Below are 17102 nucleotides of genomic sequence, written 5' to 3'. Positions count from 1 at the left end.
AATTACTAGTCTTTCTTCTATGTATTTATTGGCCCAAAACTCTACACTGGCTCACTAATGTCATAAGTGGGTCAAAAAGATGGCAGAGGTGGGGCTAAACTATGTCCTTCTTCAAATATCAGTCAGCTTTCCCATCTTCCGCTGAAATTTCATCTCCAATGATGAGATATCTCAGTTCCTCTTCAGGAATGGCATTATATTCTTTTCGTTTAAACAGATAAAAAATAACCCCCAGAACTACCCATACGGCTAACGCAAGTCTGGATTCTATTCCAAGAAATGCCGGTGAGCCTGGTATTAATAATAATCCGATAAATATAATACTTGATAAAACACCAATCAATGCTAGGAACTTTTTAAATGGTGCTACCACATGGATGGCTGGATCTGTTACTTGATCACCTGACCACTTGAAAAGAACAAATGCAGTGTAACAGGAATACAGGTATGCAATAGATACACCAATTGAGGACATATCCACGACCCATAGTAACACTTCTCGTCCGAACCAGGGCGCAAGCATGGCAACTACGGCTGTAAAGAAAATACCAGCATATGGCGTTTTATACTTTGGATGCAGTTTAGAAAATATGGCCGGCAGTACCTTTGCACGAGACATCGCAAACATTAACCGGCTGGACGAAATAATAAATCCATTTAGGCCAGTAAAAATCCCCATACTCAATGCTGTCACTAAGATGATCAGTCCACCAGTTCCAAGCACATTTTGGATCGCTGCACCTGTTCCCCAGATATGCTGTTCTGCCATAAGTCCCAGCCAAGGCTCAGTCATCGCTGTTGTCAGGGTCATTAAACTGTAAAGCAATGCTGCAGCTATCAAAGCAAATATGATAAGTCCGAATGCTTTTTTAGAAGAAAATTTAAATTCCTCCGCAGCCTGAGGTACGTTATCAAAGCCTACATACGCCCATGGTGCTATAGCTACAATTGAAATAATCGCTGCAAAACTGGATATTTCCGGATTAAATAGTGGTTGCACATTTTCAAGTTCAGCCATTGGAGAAGCTCCAACAAGTCCGGTTAACACTATTACCCCTAAAAGCATAATGACACAAAATACAAACTGTATGCTTCCAGTTAAGCCTGTGCCACGCATATTTAAATAGGCAAATACTAAAAGTGCCACTGTAGCGATCAATACCTCAGTAAAGTAAACATCCCAATCAGCCATCTCATACATTTTTAAGTTTTGTACAAAATCTGGAAAGACGAATTTAAACATCAGTGCAAATGCCGAAGCGTTCAATGCAACAATACATATGTAACCAAGTGTCAGGAACCAACCACTGATAAATGCATGCGTTCTTCCTAGACTCAGAAAAGCATAAGCAAATTCCCCACCGGATACCGGATACTTCTTAATCAAAAATCCATAGCTAACCGCAATTAGCATCATCAGGAAAGCACCAATTGTAAATCCTATAATAACGCCAAGTGGCCCTGCTTCTGCCATCCAGTTCGTTGGCTGCACAAAAGCTCCCCAGCCTATGGATGAACCAAGCGCAATCGCCCAGACCCAGTGCGGTTTTAATGTTTTCTTCAATGTTGTTCTTTCTTCCATAGTTATCCTCCAGATTGTAATTCTATTTATGTTTATTATTTTAATAGAGTAGCAAACGAATCACAATGTGGTTAGAATGTTCGTACCAGTTAGGGAAACTACTCTAACATCATAAGGGGAACCTGTTAGATATCTCTTCACAAATGAGTATTTACTGCGGTTATTTTCTTCAAATTAATCCTCTAATAAACACTAAACTATCTATTTATTACTCAACATACCCTTAATCAATTCAACAACCCGCTCCTGCTCTCCAACACTCATATTCGACCCACTAGGCAAACACAATCCATACTCAAACAAATAATCCGCAACACTATTTCCCGCTTCATGCGGATAATACTTCACACCCTCAAACAATGGCTGCAAATGCATTGGTTTCCACACTGGACGTGCTTCAATATTATCTTCAGCAAGTCGTTCAATAATATCATGACGTGATACACCAGCCACCTCTGGATCTACAGTCAATGCAGTCAACCAGCGATTTGACATTGTTTCCTCAAGCTCAGGCTGAAACTCAATTCCTTCCACATCACCAAAAGCCTCAAAATACTTATTAAAAACGGCACGGCGCTGCTGAACACGCTCATCCAAAACTTCCATCTGCCCACGGCCTACCCCGGCAACAATGTTACTCATGCGATAATTGTAGCCAATTTCACTATGCTGATAATGAACAGCCTGATCACGTGCTTGGGTTGCTAAAAATCTGGCTTTTTTCAATGATTCCTCATCATCGGATACAAGCGCACCGCCACCAGATGTGGTAATAATCTTGTTCCCATTAAAAGAAAAGACACCGAACTTACCGAATGAACCACTTTTTTCACCTTTGTATTCACTACCCAATGACTCTGCAGCATCCTCGATAACAGGTACGCCATATGCATCACAAAGCGCTACTAGTTCATCTATCTTCGCACTTTGTCCATATAAGTTAACGACAATAACGGCCTTCGGAGGATTTCCTTCAGCCTTTGCTTCACGTAAAGCACGCTCCAATGCAACAGGTGACATATTCCAAGTATCCATTTCTGAATCGATTAATACGGGTGTAGCTCCTTGATATAATATAGGATTCGCACTTGCAACGAAAGTTAGGGATGAGCAGAAAACTGTATCATCACTTCCAATATTTAATAATCGCAATGCCAAATGAATAGCTGCAGTTCCAGAAGTAACCACTGCAGCATCCTTAATAGAATTATAATTTGCCAAGTCCCTTTCTAATCCATCCACATTATTACCAAGTGGTGCAATCCAATTTAAATCAAATGCTTCTTGAATGTATTTCTGTTCATTTCCACTCATGTGCGGGGATGAGAGAAAGATTCTGTTTTGTTTTTGCATTAATGGGCATCTCCTTTCCTTGCTAATTAATTGTTCAATTTATTTATAATGTAAGGCCGTTTTCCGGATGGAAGTGGAGAGATTTCCTCAACCTTCTTAATACTAATATTAGCATTAGCTCCTAAGATATTTCGTAAATCCTTTAATAATCCATCTTCTCCTGTAAAGCCTTTATTAACTACTAATAATAAAGTATAATCATTATAATCCTCTTGAATAAACTGGAATTGATAAACATTATCATGATCTTTCATTTTCACATTAATTGAAAAAGGAGATATTTCCTTGTTATCTGCGTCTAACAAATTTTGTATCGCTCTTCCAGAGATTGTCTTAAGTACTTTTCCTTTATACCCACAAGTACATTCATCAGCAATAATTCCATAATCACCAGTATCATACCTTATCAAAGGCATTGCATTTGAGTAAAGATCTGTAACAATAATTCTACCTTCTTCATCCGCATTTACATATGCATTAGAATCTTTCTTTAAAACTTCGACAATAAAAGATGCTTCATTAATATGATAGTTTTCTGTATGAATACACTGGTTTGCAATAATACCTAGTTCCTCGGTTGCGTACCTAGCAACTACTGGACAGTTAAAGAAATTTTTAATGGTTAGTCTTTGTTTTTCATTCAATGGTTCTGATGTAGATATTATACCTAGTAATTTAAATTGATTTGAAGAAATACCTACTTTTTCGCAGTATTTAATTATTGCCATTATTACTGATGGAAAACCTATAATAAATTTTGTCCTTTGAATTTTAGTTACAACATCTTTTAATGATTTATCATCAAGATACGTTGGATCAATATGGATTTCATTTTGTAGCAGTAGCTTTAATTTACTTTTTGAAATACCCCTAATAAAAGAGTGATTTCTTCCTATAAAGTAACCTAATTCTCCTCCAAAATATAACACTTCTGCTGTTTGTCTTAATTGTTTTAATTTATTTCTATAAAAAGACATAGGTGTTCCGTATGAGCCCGATGTGGTCACTTTTATAAGATCATCTTTGTTATACTTAGTAGAAATAAATTTTTCCAAGTTATCACTTATTTCCTTTTTTGTAGTAACCGGGAGTTTTTCTAGAACATTTATCTTATTCGCTTTATAATAGGGAACATTATCTTTTATATCATTTAATAAATTAGTAAATTTCTCTACTTGTTTATGATTTTTATGTTCAGAACCATAAAATCTTTCTAAAGAAATAAGTTCATTTATAATACGTTTACCTCTTAACTTATCGGCAAGAAAAAATAATCTATTTAATGATAATTCATATAAATCCATACTTGATCTGTTAAAATACTTGCTCATCTATTTACCACCGTCTTGTTTAGCTTATATCTCTTTTCCAGGAACTCCCACTACAGTTTTATTTTCATCAATGTCATTTATAACAACACAACCAGCACCTACTTTTGTGTTACTCCCAATATTTATATTTGGAATCACGGCTGCAGTTGTTCCGATTTCAACGCTATCTCCTAACAGAACATACCCTGAAAGAGCCGTTAGTGGACAAATCGAATTAAAATTCCCCATTAAAACATCATGCCCAATCGAACAGTTATAATGAATTAAGTTGAAGTCTTTAATTTGTATATTTGTTGAAAGAGCCACACCAGAACTTATAATATTTCCTCTTCCAAATACATTGTAAGGGGATACTTCCACATTAGGATGAATAAGATTAGGAAAAAATATGTTACCACTGTATTTTAGCTTTTCAAATACCTTTTTCTTAACTAATGGATTACCAAAGGCTAAAACTACGTTAATTTCATCTCTATAATTTAATAAATAATCCACATTGCCAAGAACATCATATCCATTCACATCCCCAGTATCCTTATCATCAACAAACCCTTTTAATAACCAATTTTCATTAGTATGCTTATTTATCGAGTCTATTAAGTCTATTACTCCTCTTCCTAGACCACCTGAACCATATATAATAATATTATTTGTATTTGTCACTTGTACCCGTCCCTTTAAATCTCTCCATCGTTACATCTTCACTTTTGTTTACTCCATCAGATTTAACAACTTTAAAAGCAGTCATTAAAAGAATTTTTATATCTAACCAGAACGATTGATTATCTACATACCAAACATCATATTTAAACTTTTCTTCCCAAGTTAACGCATTTCTACCATTTACTTGTGCCCAACCTGTAATTCCGGGTTTAACTTCATGTCTACGCGCTTGCTCTGAAGTATAAAGTTTAAGATAATCCATTAATAACGGTCGAGGGCCAACAAGACTAAGATCACCTTTAAGTACATTGAATAATTGAGGTAATTCATCTAGACTAAACTTTCGTAGTAAATTACCTGTTTTAGTCATTCTTTCACTATTTGGTAATAAATTGCCTTGTTTATCCGTCTCGTTAGTCATTGTCCGGAACTTCTTTATATAAAAAGGTTTACCGTGCAAACCAGGTCTTTTTTGTTTAAATGTAATAGGAGCGCCCATTTTAATTAATACAATTATTGAGACAATTATCATAGGAATAGAAAGAATAATAATTGCTATTAATGAAGCTATGAAATCTAAAGATCGTTTCATATTCTATACTCCTTTTGTTATTATTAAACTCATTCACTATGAGCTTTCTTTAATCGATTCAAATATATTCATTTGTTTTTTCACAACGATTTTTTCATTATAGAGATTAATAGCTTTATTTCTAGCTTTCATTTTAAAGTTATTTAAATCTCTTCTATTATTTACTAAATTATTAATGGACGATGCTATTTCATCCGGACTCTTTAGATTAACTAAATACCCATTCTCGCCATGATCTACCTCTTCACGTGATCCACGGATATTAGTGGCTATAATTGCACATTCCATTGCCATAGCCTCTATAATCGAGCGTGGCATTCCTTCACGATAGGAAGGTAAGCAATAAATATCAGATACGTACAATAAACCTGGGATATCACTTCTAAAACCGGTAAATATAATATTTGGGTTTATTTTATATTTATTTAAGTGCTCCTCCATACTCTGATCTCTTTCAGAAGAACTAGTTTCGCCTATCACGAGTAATTTAATATTCTTTTCATCTATTTGACTAAATGCTTCTAGTAAATCAAGTATTCCTTTTTCTTTAACAAGTCTACCAATAAATGAAACAACTATATCATCTTCATTTAAATTAAACTCTCTTTTTAAACTAACGACTTTCTTATGGTCTATGTTAGCTGGATTAAATTTACCATTAATATCTACTCCATTACTAATTATAGTAATTCGTTCTGGAGGTAAAAATTTATTCTCAATCGCTAGTCGTCCATCTTCTTCACTCTGTGTAAAAATATAGTCTGTACACCATTTTGCAATTAGCTTTTCAATGGTATAAAATAACTTATATTTTTTTGGTGACATATTTTCATGAAAATAAAACCCATGTGCTGTATAAATTATTGTTGGAACTTTAGCCAACTTTGCTGCTATTCTTCCAAGTACTGAAGCCACAGGAGTATGCACATGAACAATATCTGGCTTTTCCTTTTTAAATAACTTATACATTTCAAATATTGATTTTAAGTTACTAATAGGACTGATTTTACGATCAATATTTATTGTCCTAACATCAAAACCTTCATTACGTAATGGCTCAACTCTTGGTCCATCAGAACACACACAAATTAATTGATGTTTTTCTTTTATTATAGTAGTATTCAATTCTTTTAAAAGTCCATTCATCGTTGCACTAATAGCACTAACTTGTACAATTTTCATAAATTACAACCTCAATAACGTTATATTGTCAGAGCACTCTTTCTTATTCAATTTTGATTTCACATCAAACACAATACCCTTACCATGCTTCAACAAATGATCAAACATTCCCCAGCCTTCATCTAAATAAGCTTCATGAGGAACAGCAAACACAACGGCATCCGCAGGTTTTAATTCTTTATAGGATGTCAAATCTATTCCATATTCTCTGTATGCTTCTTCACTATCTGCATATGCGTCTGTAATCTGAACATTAATATCATAATCCTCTAATTCTTTAACAATATCTATAACTCTCGTATTACGTAAATCCGGTACATTCTCTTTAAAAGTAAAACCAAGAACAGTAACAGTAGATCCTTGCACAGGCATATTTTTTTTGATCATTTTTTTAACCAAAGATGTGGCAATAAATTTACCTACGTTATCATTTGTTTTTCTTCCTGCCAAAATTACTTCAGGATGGTGACCAACTTTTTGTGCTTTATGCGTTAGATAGTAAGGATCTACTCCTATACAGTGCCCACCAACTAATCCGGGAGAGAAATTCAGGAAATTCCATTTTGTTCCTGCTGCAGCTAGAACTTCTGCAGTATCGATATTTAGTTTTTCAAAAATTACTGCAAGTTCATTCATCAATGCAATATTTAAATCACGTTGTGTGTTTTCAATTACTTTAGCTGCTTCAGCTACTTTAATAGAGCTTGCTTTATGCACACCAGCTTCAACAACAGATTCATAAACATTTGCAACCGTTTCAAGTACTTCATCATTTTGACCTGCTACAACCTTAACTATTGTGGTAAATGTATGCTCTTTATCACCAGGATTGATTCTCTCAGGTGAATAACCAACAAAGAAATCCTCTCCACATTTCATACCGGATGCTTTTTCCAATACTGGAACACATTCCTCTTCAGTCGCACCAGGATATACTGTAGATTCATAGACTACAATTGTACCTTTCGACATGTTTTTTCCAATAGTTTCAGATGCTTTAATCAAAGGCATTAAATCTGGTTGTTTATTTTCTGTAATTGGTGTTGGCACAGCAACTATTATAAAATTAGCTTTACTTATGTCAGCTGGGTTTGAAGTAAATTGAACTGCTGCATTCTTCAAATCTCCAACTTCAACTTCATTTGTTTTGTCATAGCCCTGTTTTAATTCTTCAATACGAGTTTCATTTATATCAAAACCAATGATATTTTGTTTTTTTCCAAATGAAACTGCTAGTGGTAATCCTACATATCCTAATCCTATTACTGCTATCGTTTGTTCCATTATAATTTCACCTCGTAATAATTTAAGTACCAATCAATAAATTTATTTACCCCGTCTTGAATTGAAGTTTGTGGTTGAAAATCAATATCCCTATATAGATCCTCCACATTAGCATAAGTTTCTGGAACATCACCAGCTTGAAGCGGCAAGAAATTCTTCTTCGCTGTTTTACCTAACCTTTTCTCTATTGCTTCAATAAAATCCATCAGTCGTACAGGACTATTATTCCCGATATTATAAACTTTGTAAGGAGCATAACTTGATCCTGGATCTGGGTTAGCTCCTGACCAATCAGGATTTGGTTGAGCAGGTCTTTTCGTTAATCTAGTAATGCTTTCAACTATATCATCTATATATGTGAAATCACGCATCATATTACCGTAGTTAAAGACATCAATAGGCTCATCATTTACAATTGCTTTTGTAAATAAGAATAAGGCCATATCTGGACGCCCCCAAGGTCCATATACAGTGAAGAAGCGAAGGCCTGTTGTTGGCAGTCCATATAAATGACTGTATGTGTGTGCAAATAGTTCATTGGACTTTTTAGTTGCAGCATATAGACTTAATGGATGGTCTATATTATCACTTGTTGAAAATGGCTTAGATGTATTTGCTCCGTAAACAGAACTTGAAGATGCATAGATTAAATGTTCCACCTTATAATGACGACATGCTTCTAAGATATTAGTAAAACCTACTACGTTTGAATTTATATATGCATGTGGATTTTTAAGACTGTAACGAACCCCTGCTTGTGCTGCAAGATTGATTACTATTTCGGGTTTATACTTTTCAAATGTTTGATTGATGGTATCTAAATCTTCTAAGTCCGTTTTGATGAAAGTAAAGTTTTTGTTTGTTAGTTGTTTTAGTCTATCTTCTTTTAGTTGGGGATCATAGTAATCGTTTATGTTATCTATTCCGATTACTTGATGACCTTCTTCTAATAACCGATTTGATAGGTGTGAACCTATGAAGCCAGCTGTCCCTGTAATTAAAATCCGCATTTACAACCTTCACCTTTCTGAATTAGTCGAAACTTTAGCTATTATAATATATATCTTTACAATTATATATTTTTTTGAAACTTGAAGGTAACCTTCAACTTGTCTAACAGTAATTCTAACGGATACCTTAAAAATTTTATAGAAATAACTATAATTAAAATTAAAATAAAGAAATTAATAATTAAGAAACTTATTAAGTCAGTTTCTATTAATGCAATGGCCGCTTGCAACATTATTAAAGATAGAGTTAATACCATTCTACCAATTGGATATTTAATTTTTACATACTTTTTTGTATCAAAAATTCGTATCAACCACATTATTAAAAAACTTATCATAGTTGAAAAAGAAGCTCCGTATATACCAAACTTAGGAATTAATAAAATATTAAATATTATATTCACTATCGCCCCAATAAGAGATGAATATAGGGCACCTGAAGTTTTTTTCATTGCTACGTAATTAGTACCTATAAAACCTGAAAAACATGAAAAAACCACACCTAATATTAATAAAGGTGTATAATTTGATGCTTCAATAAAATCACTCGATACAAACATATTCACTACAAAATCATTAAAGAATAATAAAGTTGATGCAACAATTATAATAATAAAAAAGAATATATTGAATACATTAGAGTAAAACTCATCTTTTTTTGAACTACTATATTCTTCTATAGCTGAAACTTGCCAAGCTTTATAGAAAAAGCCATAAAAGTTTGATATTATTGCAGGAAACTTATTTGCAGCTGCGTAAACCCCTGTTGCACTTAATCCTACAATGTACGTCAACATATATCTATCTGAAATAGACATTACCCACCACATTACGGAATTTGGCATTAAAGGTATACAGTAAACAAACATTTTTTTAATGGTATTCTTATCTAGATAGTTTATATTAATATATTTAAGAACTTTTGTTTTTCTACATAAGAACAAGAGATCAATTGAGTATGCAATAATCATTGAAATAAAGTAACCTTGTATCCCAATTTCAAACAGGAAAATAAAGATTATATTACATAAGACAAATATTAAAGAATAATTAATATCACTTATCATAAATATTTTAGTCAAGTTTATTGATCTTGCAAACTGTTTTACTGTTATGTGAATAGCTTGTATAAGAAACAAGCAATAAAAAATAAACATATATTGTCGTATAAAATTAAAACTACCTAGAAATGGATATAAACTAATTAAAATAATATAACCTAATAATATAAATACCATACTATTAGTAATAACTTGTCCATAATTATAATTCAATCTGTCAAGACTAAACCTCACAACGGCTTCAACTATATTTACTGTGAAAAAGGGAATTAATAAAGTTATGGTTGTAATAAGTATATCTATATTCCCAAACTCTTGTTGTGTAAACATCCGAGTGTAGAAGGGAAGCATTAATAACATTATAAATTTCGAACCAAAATTTCCTATAGAGAAGATGATAGAGTTTTTTGCTAGTTTATTATAAATACTCATGTAATGTCTTCCTTAATTTTTACGTAGTTTTGTTCAAAAAAATGGTCAAGATTTTAAAATAACTAATTCAGCAAATTATATACATACAAAAAGAATATTTTATCTATAACTTTAGTAACTTAGATAATTTATCGAAGTGAATTCTTGCATCTTTTTTCTGCAAATTAAATTTACTAAAAAGAATTGTACTATTATTAATTAGCATATCTGATATTTCTTCTACATCTATAGTCTCAAGATTAATATCTTTCAAATATATACGCTTCTCATTATAACCTTTATCATCTAGCAAGTATTCCATTTTATTTGAATATATAATAGGCAAAAAAGGAATATTTAGGATATCAGATAAAACAGCACTGTGAAATCTTATCGAAATAAATTTTTCACATTCACTCATCTTTTGAATAAATATATTGCTATCACCTAAATATGGAATTATTTCTATTTTATCTTTTCTATTAGATAAATTTAATATATGATGAGCAGCCGATAAATCATTTTCATTCTCTGAATCAAATGCAAATAACCTTACATTTTTTTCAGTTTTTTTAATAAAACTATCAATAATTTTAGCCAAGGTCGTATAATTTATAAAGTTACTTTCATATTTAAGTAAAGATCTATATACAGACACTCCTAAACCACAAGTGTTTTTTGGTTCTTTATAATCTTCACTCTTTAGATTATATACAATATCATCACCCATATAAAATCTTTTTATAGTTTTAAAAGACTGCAAAATTTGAAAAGAGTTTCTGTCTCTAACAGTTACTAAATCATTTTTCTCTAATTCTAGCTTAGTAATTAATAGTCCCATTCTTTTTGTATAAGGTCCCAAATTACATCCAATTGTAGCAATTTTCACGTTATTTTTTTTCAACTTCTTTAATAGCATAATTTTTTTAAATCTTAAAATTTGTGACTTTATCGTATTTAAATTATTGAAAATAGAACCTCCTATTGTTAAATATAAATCTATTTCTGAAATATCCTCTTTTAACTTAATTAAATTTCTTACTTTTATATTTTTATTATTTCTAAAAGAATTTTTCACAACAGATTTATCAGAATACAAATAAAAATCGTGCATATAAAAATGTTCAGCCAAAATTTTTATCATTAGATCATCGCCAATGTTATTATCTAAGTAGGCCGCCACCATAACTTTCATTACATTAATCTCCCTTTTTATAGTTAAGTAATTTGTGTTTATAATACATTAATTTTAAACTTCTTAATCCATTAGTTAATTTCAGTTTATTAATATATTCATCATATTTAATTAATAGTTCACTTAATTCATTCTTAGAAATATTTTCTTTATTTAAATTGATTCTATATATAATTGATGCCGGCAGTCTATAATAATTAATTGCTGTAAGAAGTTCATGTTTCCTTTTCCCTTCCCCTTCATGTATATGAATATAGCGCTTTAATTTATCCATCCAATGAATATCTTTATCAATTTTATTTAATTCATTTTGACTTAAAGAATTTGTTTGACTCTTATTATAATAAGTTAAAAACTCACTAATACTTGTTACATTTTTATCATGTAAAAGAATCTTCGAAAAAAACTCCATGTCCTCTCCCCAATTCAAACCCTCTGAGAATTTAATATTATTCTTAATTAAATAATCTTTCTTGATTAACCAAGAGTTGGTATTAGGCGTACACTTTTTATATAGATACTTACTTAATATATCGCCATTTGAAAATTCAATAATAGCTTTTTTACTCTTAGTACCATTTATATAAAAGTGACCACAATATGCTACATTAGAGTTATTTATAGACTGATACATTTTCTCCAGAAATGTATGATGATATCCATCATCGGCATCTAAAAAGGATATATAAGGTGCTTTAGATAATGCAATACCTTTATTCCTTGTATAAGAAACCCCTTTATTGGATTGTTTAATATATATAATCCTAGAATCTATTAAAACGAACTTTTTGATTATGTTTTCACTAGAGTCGTTCGATCCGTCATTAATGATAATTAATTCAAAATTTTCATATGTTTGATTCAAGACACTTTTTATAGTGTCTGATATTTCAACTTCTTTATTATAAACAGGAATTATAATTGATATTTCCGGCAAAATTGATTACTCCTTCACTTAGTAAACTTTAACTCAAAAATTATAAAATAATTATACAAAAATTAATTTATTGGGGAAAAAGCAAACTGAAAAAACTAGAGATTCTAGGATCAATTCTATATGGTACATAACTTTCTCCACCTACATATAACATATACAAAAACATCGGTAAAAATAAGAGATAAACTGAATATTTTATTATAAGACGTTCATCTTTATTTATAATTTTTATCATATTAGGTAAAAGCAACAGTATAAATATATACATAAAAAGCGTGGATCTATGTGCAAAAGTACCGTATTCGATAAATGCTGTGTAAATGATCACACCTACAACAAGAGAATTATAATAAAAATTATTCATTCTATCACTTTCCACGATTTTCCTTTTAAATATCGTAGCGACTATAAGGATTATATACAAAACAAATATTGTTTTAGTTCCAGAAGTAGCTTCCAACTCTAAGTATCCACTAAATGCTGGTAGGAATTTCATTATAAACATGCTAATAATAGGCTCAAGGAAAATAGATATACATAATAAAAATATAAGTACTCTCTTATTTATCTTAATATCAACTAGCCAATATAGAATAATTGCAATAAGTGCTGAATTATGAAAAAGAAAAGCTACAAGAATCATTAATATAAACTTAAAGAACTGCCTTCTCTCTATATAACTTACCGAATAAAAAATAATAGAAATCGCCAAAAAACTTCTTACAACACTTAGAGAGTTCAAGAAAAACAAAGGAAAACATATAAATATCCAAATACTTAAATTAAAATCACTACTATATTTTTTTAATGTAATAAAAATAAATAGTAATGATATTAATGAAGTTATAAGGAAAAAAAGCTGAGGATCATTGATTCTTGCTGCCAATATTATAATTAAATTACTTAGTGGCTCTAACGGTTTACCATAACCTGTTATGTCTCCATACCGTAGAAAACCCTCTACCCTAGCAACGTAGGCAGGATAGTCATACCCTATATAGTATCTAAATGCTGAAAGAATAAAAACAAGGATAAACACTGACCAATCAAATATATTTTTCAGATATCTATTATTTGAAAAAAGATTACTACTAATAAAAAGAAGTATCATTATAATAATAAAAATAATATAGGTATACATATATGCCATTCCCTCATAATAAAAAGCTAGTGTAATATTTTAGGCTAAATAATCTAGTGTAAGTATAGAAATCTCTACTATTCTATTGCTTTGTTATATATTCACATAATTCTTTAATCATTACCTCATAAGATGTTTCAGAGATTATCTTATTATATCTGTTCCAATCTTTATCAGAATTAAATCTGTTAATTAAATTTAAAATAAACTCTTTCAGATTACCTGAGTATATAATACCTACATTATTTCTACTTATAATTGAAGCAACATCTAACACGTATGGTGTAGAAATTATTTCATTACCACTTCCAATATATTCAATAAACTTGTTAGGGAAGGCAACATTATTAGTTATAGAATCCCCCCTTAACATAAAAGCAAAGTCACCTGCGGTAAGCACATCATTTACTTGATCCTGGTTAAAAGAGGTAAAATGTAAATCTGCTAGATTTTTATATTTTATTTGTGATTTTATTTTTTCTAGATCATGTGACATAATCAATAGCTTGGATTTAAATGGGAGTTTTTCCCTTATATTCAAAAATAAGTCAATGCTTTCATTTACCATTTGCCATTTTGATGCTCCACCTGAATATATAAACAAACAATCATTTTCACCTACATTAAAGTTTCGCCTCCACTTTTTTCGATTTTTAGAATAATTACCCATTCCAATTTTATCTGTATTTGTGCCACAAGAAACCTTAAAAAAGTTTAATCTATTTGCATCTTTGTACTTTTTTGTAATGTGCTCTTTTAATGCATCAGAAACAACAATAGCTCCTTGTGAATATTTGAATTGATTTTTAATTTTATAGTCCTGATAATTATAAAAAAGGAAAGACAGATATCTATTTCCAAATGTATTATATTCAACAATTTCTTCATGAGCTCCATGAATATCTAACAAAATTTTAATATTACTATTTAATTTTTTAATTTTTTTAAACAAAGTTTTATTTAAAGCACCTGAAATTATAACGACTTTTATATTTGGACTATTTTTTAATTTGTTAATGACTTTATTATAAAAACTATATTTATTAGTAAAAAACGTATAGGGTTTCTGCTTGTTATAGGTCGTATAATCTACTTCAAAATCTCTATTTATATTATCTCTAGAATTCATTTTGGTTTTTTTTATATCTATATATGATAAAAAAATACTTTCTATATTAAAATGCTCTCTCATTGATAATGCACGACTTTTGATTAATCTCAGTTCACCGCTTGTTGTAGCAATATTTCTTGTTGTTACAAATAATACATCCAACTTAAACTCTCCTATCATTATCAGTAATTGACTTCTTATTATTATAATAAAACGATTGCCAATTAAATTTTACATTCTTTATTCACTTTTATAAATATATATTCTTAAACTACCATCTGCTAAAGCAGGTGGATTTTGACATAAATGTCTGCGACTAAAGTCGCTTCTTCAGGATGAAGTCCTGCTGAAAGTCCATAAGCTGAAGCATACTCCTAAGTGTGACTAAACTCATTCATCAATCCTGAAGATTTCATCATTGCCTTCATTGAATTGATTGGCAATATAATTTCTTATTATTTCCTCCGTCACTGTTCCAACGGTTGCACACAAATATCCTCTTGCCCATAAATACTGACCCCAATACCTTTTCTTTAGTTCTGCAAACTCATCCTGTAATAATCTTGATGATCGACCTTTTAGATATTGCAAAAACTTTACTGGGCGCCATACTTGGAGGACATGATAGTAATAAATGAATGTGGTCTTTTCCTACACTACCTTGCAAGATAGTAATTTTTCTTGCTTCACAACCTTGTCTAATGAGTTCTCTTGCACGTACTGCAATTGGACCATGTAATACTTTATATCTGTATTTTGTTACCCAAATAACATGGTACTTGATATCATATACCGCATGGCTACTTTTACTATATCCATCCATACTTTCACCTCATAAATTAGTATGGACAAATAAACATAAAAGATAGGGCTAAAAGCTGATACCGTCTAAAGACGGTGGAGTTAGACCACGCATTTGTAACTTAAATACTTAAGTACCCTTCACCGCAAGAATTGTTCGCTCCATATACACAATCTTCATCAATTCATCTTTTAATTCTTCTATAGTATACGCACTGAATTTTTCAATCAACCCAACCAGTATCTCCGCTTCAACCTCAACCGTCCGCCCCACATATATCTTCTCATAAACAGCCCCCGGATGTACCTCATCCTCACCCAAAAGCTCCTCAAACATCTTCTCCCCAGGTCGGATTCCACTAAACTCAATCGGAATCTCATCTTCGGTATAGCCTGATAGTTTAATCAGGTTTCTTGCCAAATCAACAATCTTCACAGGCTCGCCCATATCCAGTACAAAGATTTCTCCACCTTTTGCCAGTGTTCCTGCCTGAATGACCAGTCTAGAGGCTTCCGGAATTGTCATAAAGTACCGGGTCATATCCGGATGGGTCACCGTCACTGGACCGCCTTTTTCAATCTGCTTCTTAAACAGTGGAATAACACTGCCGCGGCTGCCGAGTACATTACCGAATCGTACGGCGACGAATTTTGTCTTGCTGCGCTGTGAGAGGTCCTGGACAACCATTTCCGCCACACGTTTGGTTGCACCCATGACATTGGTTGGGTTTACTGCTTTATCGGTGGATACCATAACAAATGTATGTATTCCGAATGTATCTGCAGCTTCTGCGACATTTTTCGTACCAATGATATTATTTTTCACCGCTTCATGCGGATTGTATTCCATTAATGGCACATGCTTATGTGCTGCGGCATGATAGATGATCTCCGGCTGATGGGTTTCGACAATGTGAAACATGCGCTCCCGATCCTGCACATCACCAATGACGGGAATAATTTCTGTTTCGGTAGTCCCGAATTTGTTCCTGAGCTCCATATCAATCGTATAAATACTGAACTCCCCATGCCCCACGAGCAAGATTTTCTTCGGTGAAAACCTGATTATTTGCCGGCAGATTTCCGAGCCGATCGATCCACCAGCACCTGTGACCATCACGGTATTGCCTGTGACATATTCGGAGATGGCGTCAATATCAAGCTTCACCGGCTCACGTCCAAGCAGGTCCTCCACTTCGACATTTTTCAGGTTGCTGACAGATACTTTTCCTGTCATCAGATCCTCGATTTTTGGGATCATTTGTACCTTGGCATTTGTCTTATTACATTCAACGACAATTTTCTCGAGTGCTCCATTACGTAATGATGGAATCGCGATGACGATATGTTCGATATTCATTTTTTCCACAATCGTAGGAATACTTGACAGTAAAAAGTTCCTCGTAACGATAGAAAATAATATTTTACATATCAAACTAAACCTTGTT

At 32.0% G+C, this 17102-nt stretch carries 14 protein-coding genes and 1 pseudogene; all 15 read right to left on the bottom strand.

Features of this window, described 5'->3' with window-relative positions; translation table 11 throughout:
• Positions 1 to 118: 118 nt before the first annotated feature.
• The gene (locus AC6HVZ_RS06685) at positions 119 to 1582 is read right to left on the bottom strand and encodes an APC family permease (RefSeq protein WP_497557375.1); all 1464 of its coding nucleotides are present in this window, start codon (positions 1580 to 1582) and stop codon (positions 119 to 121) included.
• Positions 1583 to 1783: 201 nt separating this feature from the next.
• Positions 1784 to 2935, bottom strand: coding sequence for a DegT/DnrJ/EryC1/StrS family aminotransferase (locus AC6HVZ_RS06680; RefSeq protein ID WP_497557374.1), 1152 nt, complete (start codon positions 2933 to 2935; stop codon positions 1784 to 1786).
• A 26-nt stretch (positions 2936 to 2961) separates the two neighbouring features.
• Positions 2962 to 4239, bottom strand: a complete 1278-nt coding sequence (locus AC6HVZ_RS06675; protein ID WP_497557373.1) for a phenylacetate--CoA ligase family protein — start codon at positions 4237 to 4239, stop codon at positions 2962 to 2964.
• A 51-nt stretch (positions 4240 to 4290) separates the two neighbouring features.
• Positions 4291 to 4929, bottom strand: a complete 639-nt coding sequence (locus AC6HVZ_RS06670) for a NeuD/PglB/VioB family sugar acetyltransferase (protein WP_497557372.1) — start codon at positions 4927 to 4929, stop codon at positions 4291 to 4293.
• Complete coding sequence (locus AC6HVZ_RS06665) at positions 4913 to 5521, bottom strand: sugar transferase (protein ID WP_497557371.1); 609 nt, start codon at positions 5519 to 5521, stop codon at positions 4913 to 4915. The genes AC6HVZ_RS06670 and AC6HVZ_RS06665 overlap by 17 nt, the downstream gene beginning before the upstream one ends.
• Before the next feature lie 36 nt (positions 5522 to 5557).
• On the bottom strand, positions 5558 to 6703 hold the full coding sequence (locus AC6HVZ_RS06660; RefSeq protein WP_497557370.1) for a glycosyltransferase family 4 protein: 1146 nt from the start codon (positions 6701 to 6703) through the stop codon (positions 5558 to 5560).
• 3 nt (positions 6704 to 6706) lie between these two features.
• Positions 6707 to 7987: a nucleotide sugar dehydrogenase gene (locus AC6HVZ_RS06655; RefSeq protein WP_497557369.1), complete on the bottom strand. Its 1281-nt coding sequence runs from the start codon at positions 7985 to 7987 to the stop codon at positions 6707 to 6709.
• The gene (locus AC6HVZ_RS06650; protein ID WP_497557368.1) at positions 7987 to 8997 is read right to left on the bottom strand and encodes an NAD-dependent epimerase; all 1011 of its coding nucleotides are present in this window, start codon (positions 8995 to 8997) and stop codon (positions 7987 to 7989) included. Before AC6HVZ_RS06650 ends, AC6HVZ_RS06655 begins: the two co-directional genes overlap by 1 nt.
• Before the next feature lie 62 nt (positions 8998 to 9059).
• Positions 9060 to 10490, bottom strand: a complete 1431-nt coding sequence (locus AC6HVZ_RS06645) for a lipopolysaccharide biosynthesis protein (protein WP_497557367.1) — start codon at positions 10488 to 10490, stop codon at positions 9060 to 9062.
• 103 nt (positions 10491 to 10593) lie between these two features.
• Positions 10594 to 11664, bottom strand: a complete 1071-nt coding sequence (locus AC6HVZ_RS06640) for a polysaccharide pyruvyl transferase family protein (RefSeq protein WP_497557366.1) — start codon at positions 11662 to 11664, stop codon at positions 10594 to 10596.
• A 4-nt stretch (positions 11665 to 11668) separates the two neighbouring features.
• On the bottom strand, positions 11669 to 12601 hold the full coding sequence (locus AC6HVZ_RS06635) for a glycosyltransferase family 2 protein (RefSeq protein WP_497557365.1): 933 nt from the start codon (positions 12599 to 12601) through the stop codon (positions 11669 to 11671).
• A 67-nt stretch (positions 12602 to 12668) separates the two neighbouring features.
• Positions 12669 to 13742, bottom strand: coding sequence for an EpsG family protein (locus tag AC6HVZ_RS06630; protein ID WP_497557364.1), 1074 nt, complete (start codon positions 13740 to 13742; stop codon positions 12669 to 12671).
• An 82-nt stretch (positions 13743 to 13824) separates the two neighbouring features.
• Positions 13825 to 15015: a glycosyltransferase family protein gene (locus tag AC6HVZ_RS06625; RefSeq protein WP_497557363.1), complete on the bottom strand. Its 1191-nt coding sequence runs from the start codon at positions 15013 to 15015 to the stop codon at positions 13825 to 13827.
• A 228-nt stretch (positions 15016 to 15243) separates the two neighbouring features.
• Positions 15244 to 15676: pseudogene (gene tnpA / locus AC6HVZ_RS06620) on the bottom strand (IS200/IS605 family transposase).
• Between the two features lie 108 nt (positions 15677 to 15784).
• Positions 15785 to 17102: polysaccharide biosynthesis protein (locus tag AC6HVZ_RS06615; protein ID WP_497557362.1), on the bottom strand; the 1318-nt coding region annotated here is incomplete at its 5' end.

The organism is Oceanobacillus sp. NCCP-135, from assembly GCF_059698015.1.
This window is presented reverse-complemented; position numbering and strand designations above follow the sequence as displayed.

Coding starts and splice junctions, on each gene's coding strand:
- AC6HVZ_RS06640 (WP_497557366.1), bottom strand. CDS start 11,664: ATGAAAGTTATGGTGGCGGCCTACTTAGATAATAACATTGGCGATGAT.
- AC6HVZ_RS06660 (WP_497557370.1), bottom strand. CDS start 6,703: ATGAAAATTGTACAAGTTAGTGCTATTAGTGCAACGATGAATGGACTT.
- AC6HVZ_RS06650 (WP_497557368.1), bottom strand. CDS start 8,997: ATGCGGATTTTAATTACAGGGACAGCTGGCTTCATAGGTTCACACCTA.
- AC6HVZ_RS06630 (WP_497557364.1), bottom strand. CDS start 13,742: ATGTATACCTATATTATTTTTATTATTATAATGATACTTCTTTTTATT.
- AC6HVZ_RS06655 (WP_497557369.1), bottom strand. CDS start 7,987: ATGGAACAAACGATAGCAGTAATAGGATTAGGATATGTAGGATTACCA.
- AC6HVZ_RS06645 (WP_497557367.1), bottom strand. CDS start 10,490: ATGAGTATTTATAATAAACTAGCAAAAAACTCTATCATCTTCTCTATA.
- AC6HVZ_RS06680 (WP_497557374.1), bottom strand. CDS start 2,935: ATGCAAAAACAAAACAGAATCTTTCTCTCATCCCCGCACATGAGTGGA.
- AC6HVZ_RS06685 (WP_497557375.1), bottom strand. CDS start 1,582: ATGGAAGAAAGAACAACATTGAAGAAAACATTAAAACCGCACTGGGTC.
- AC6HVZ_RS06675 (WP_497557373.1), bottom strand. CDS start 4,239: ATGGATTTATATGAATTATCATTAAATAGATTATTTTTTCTTGCCGAT.
- AC6HVZ_RS06665 (WP_497557371.1), bottom strand. CDS start 5,521: ATGAAACGATCTTTAGATTTCATAGCTTCATTAATAGCAATTATTATT.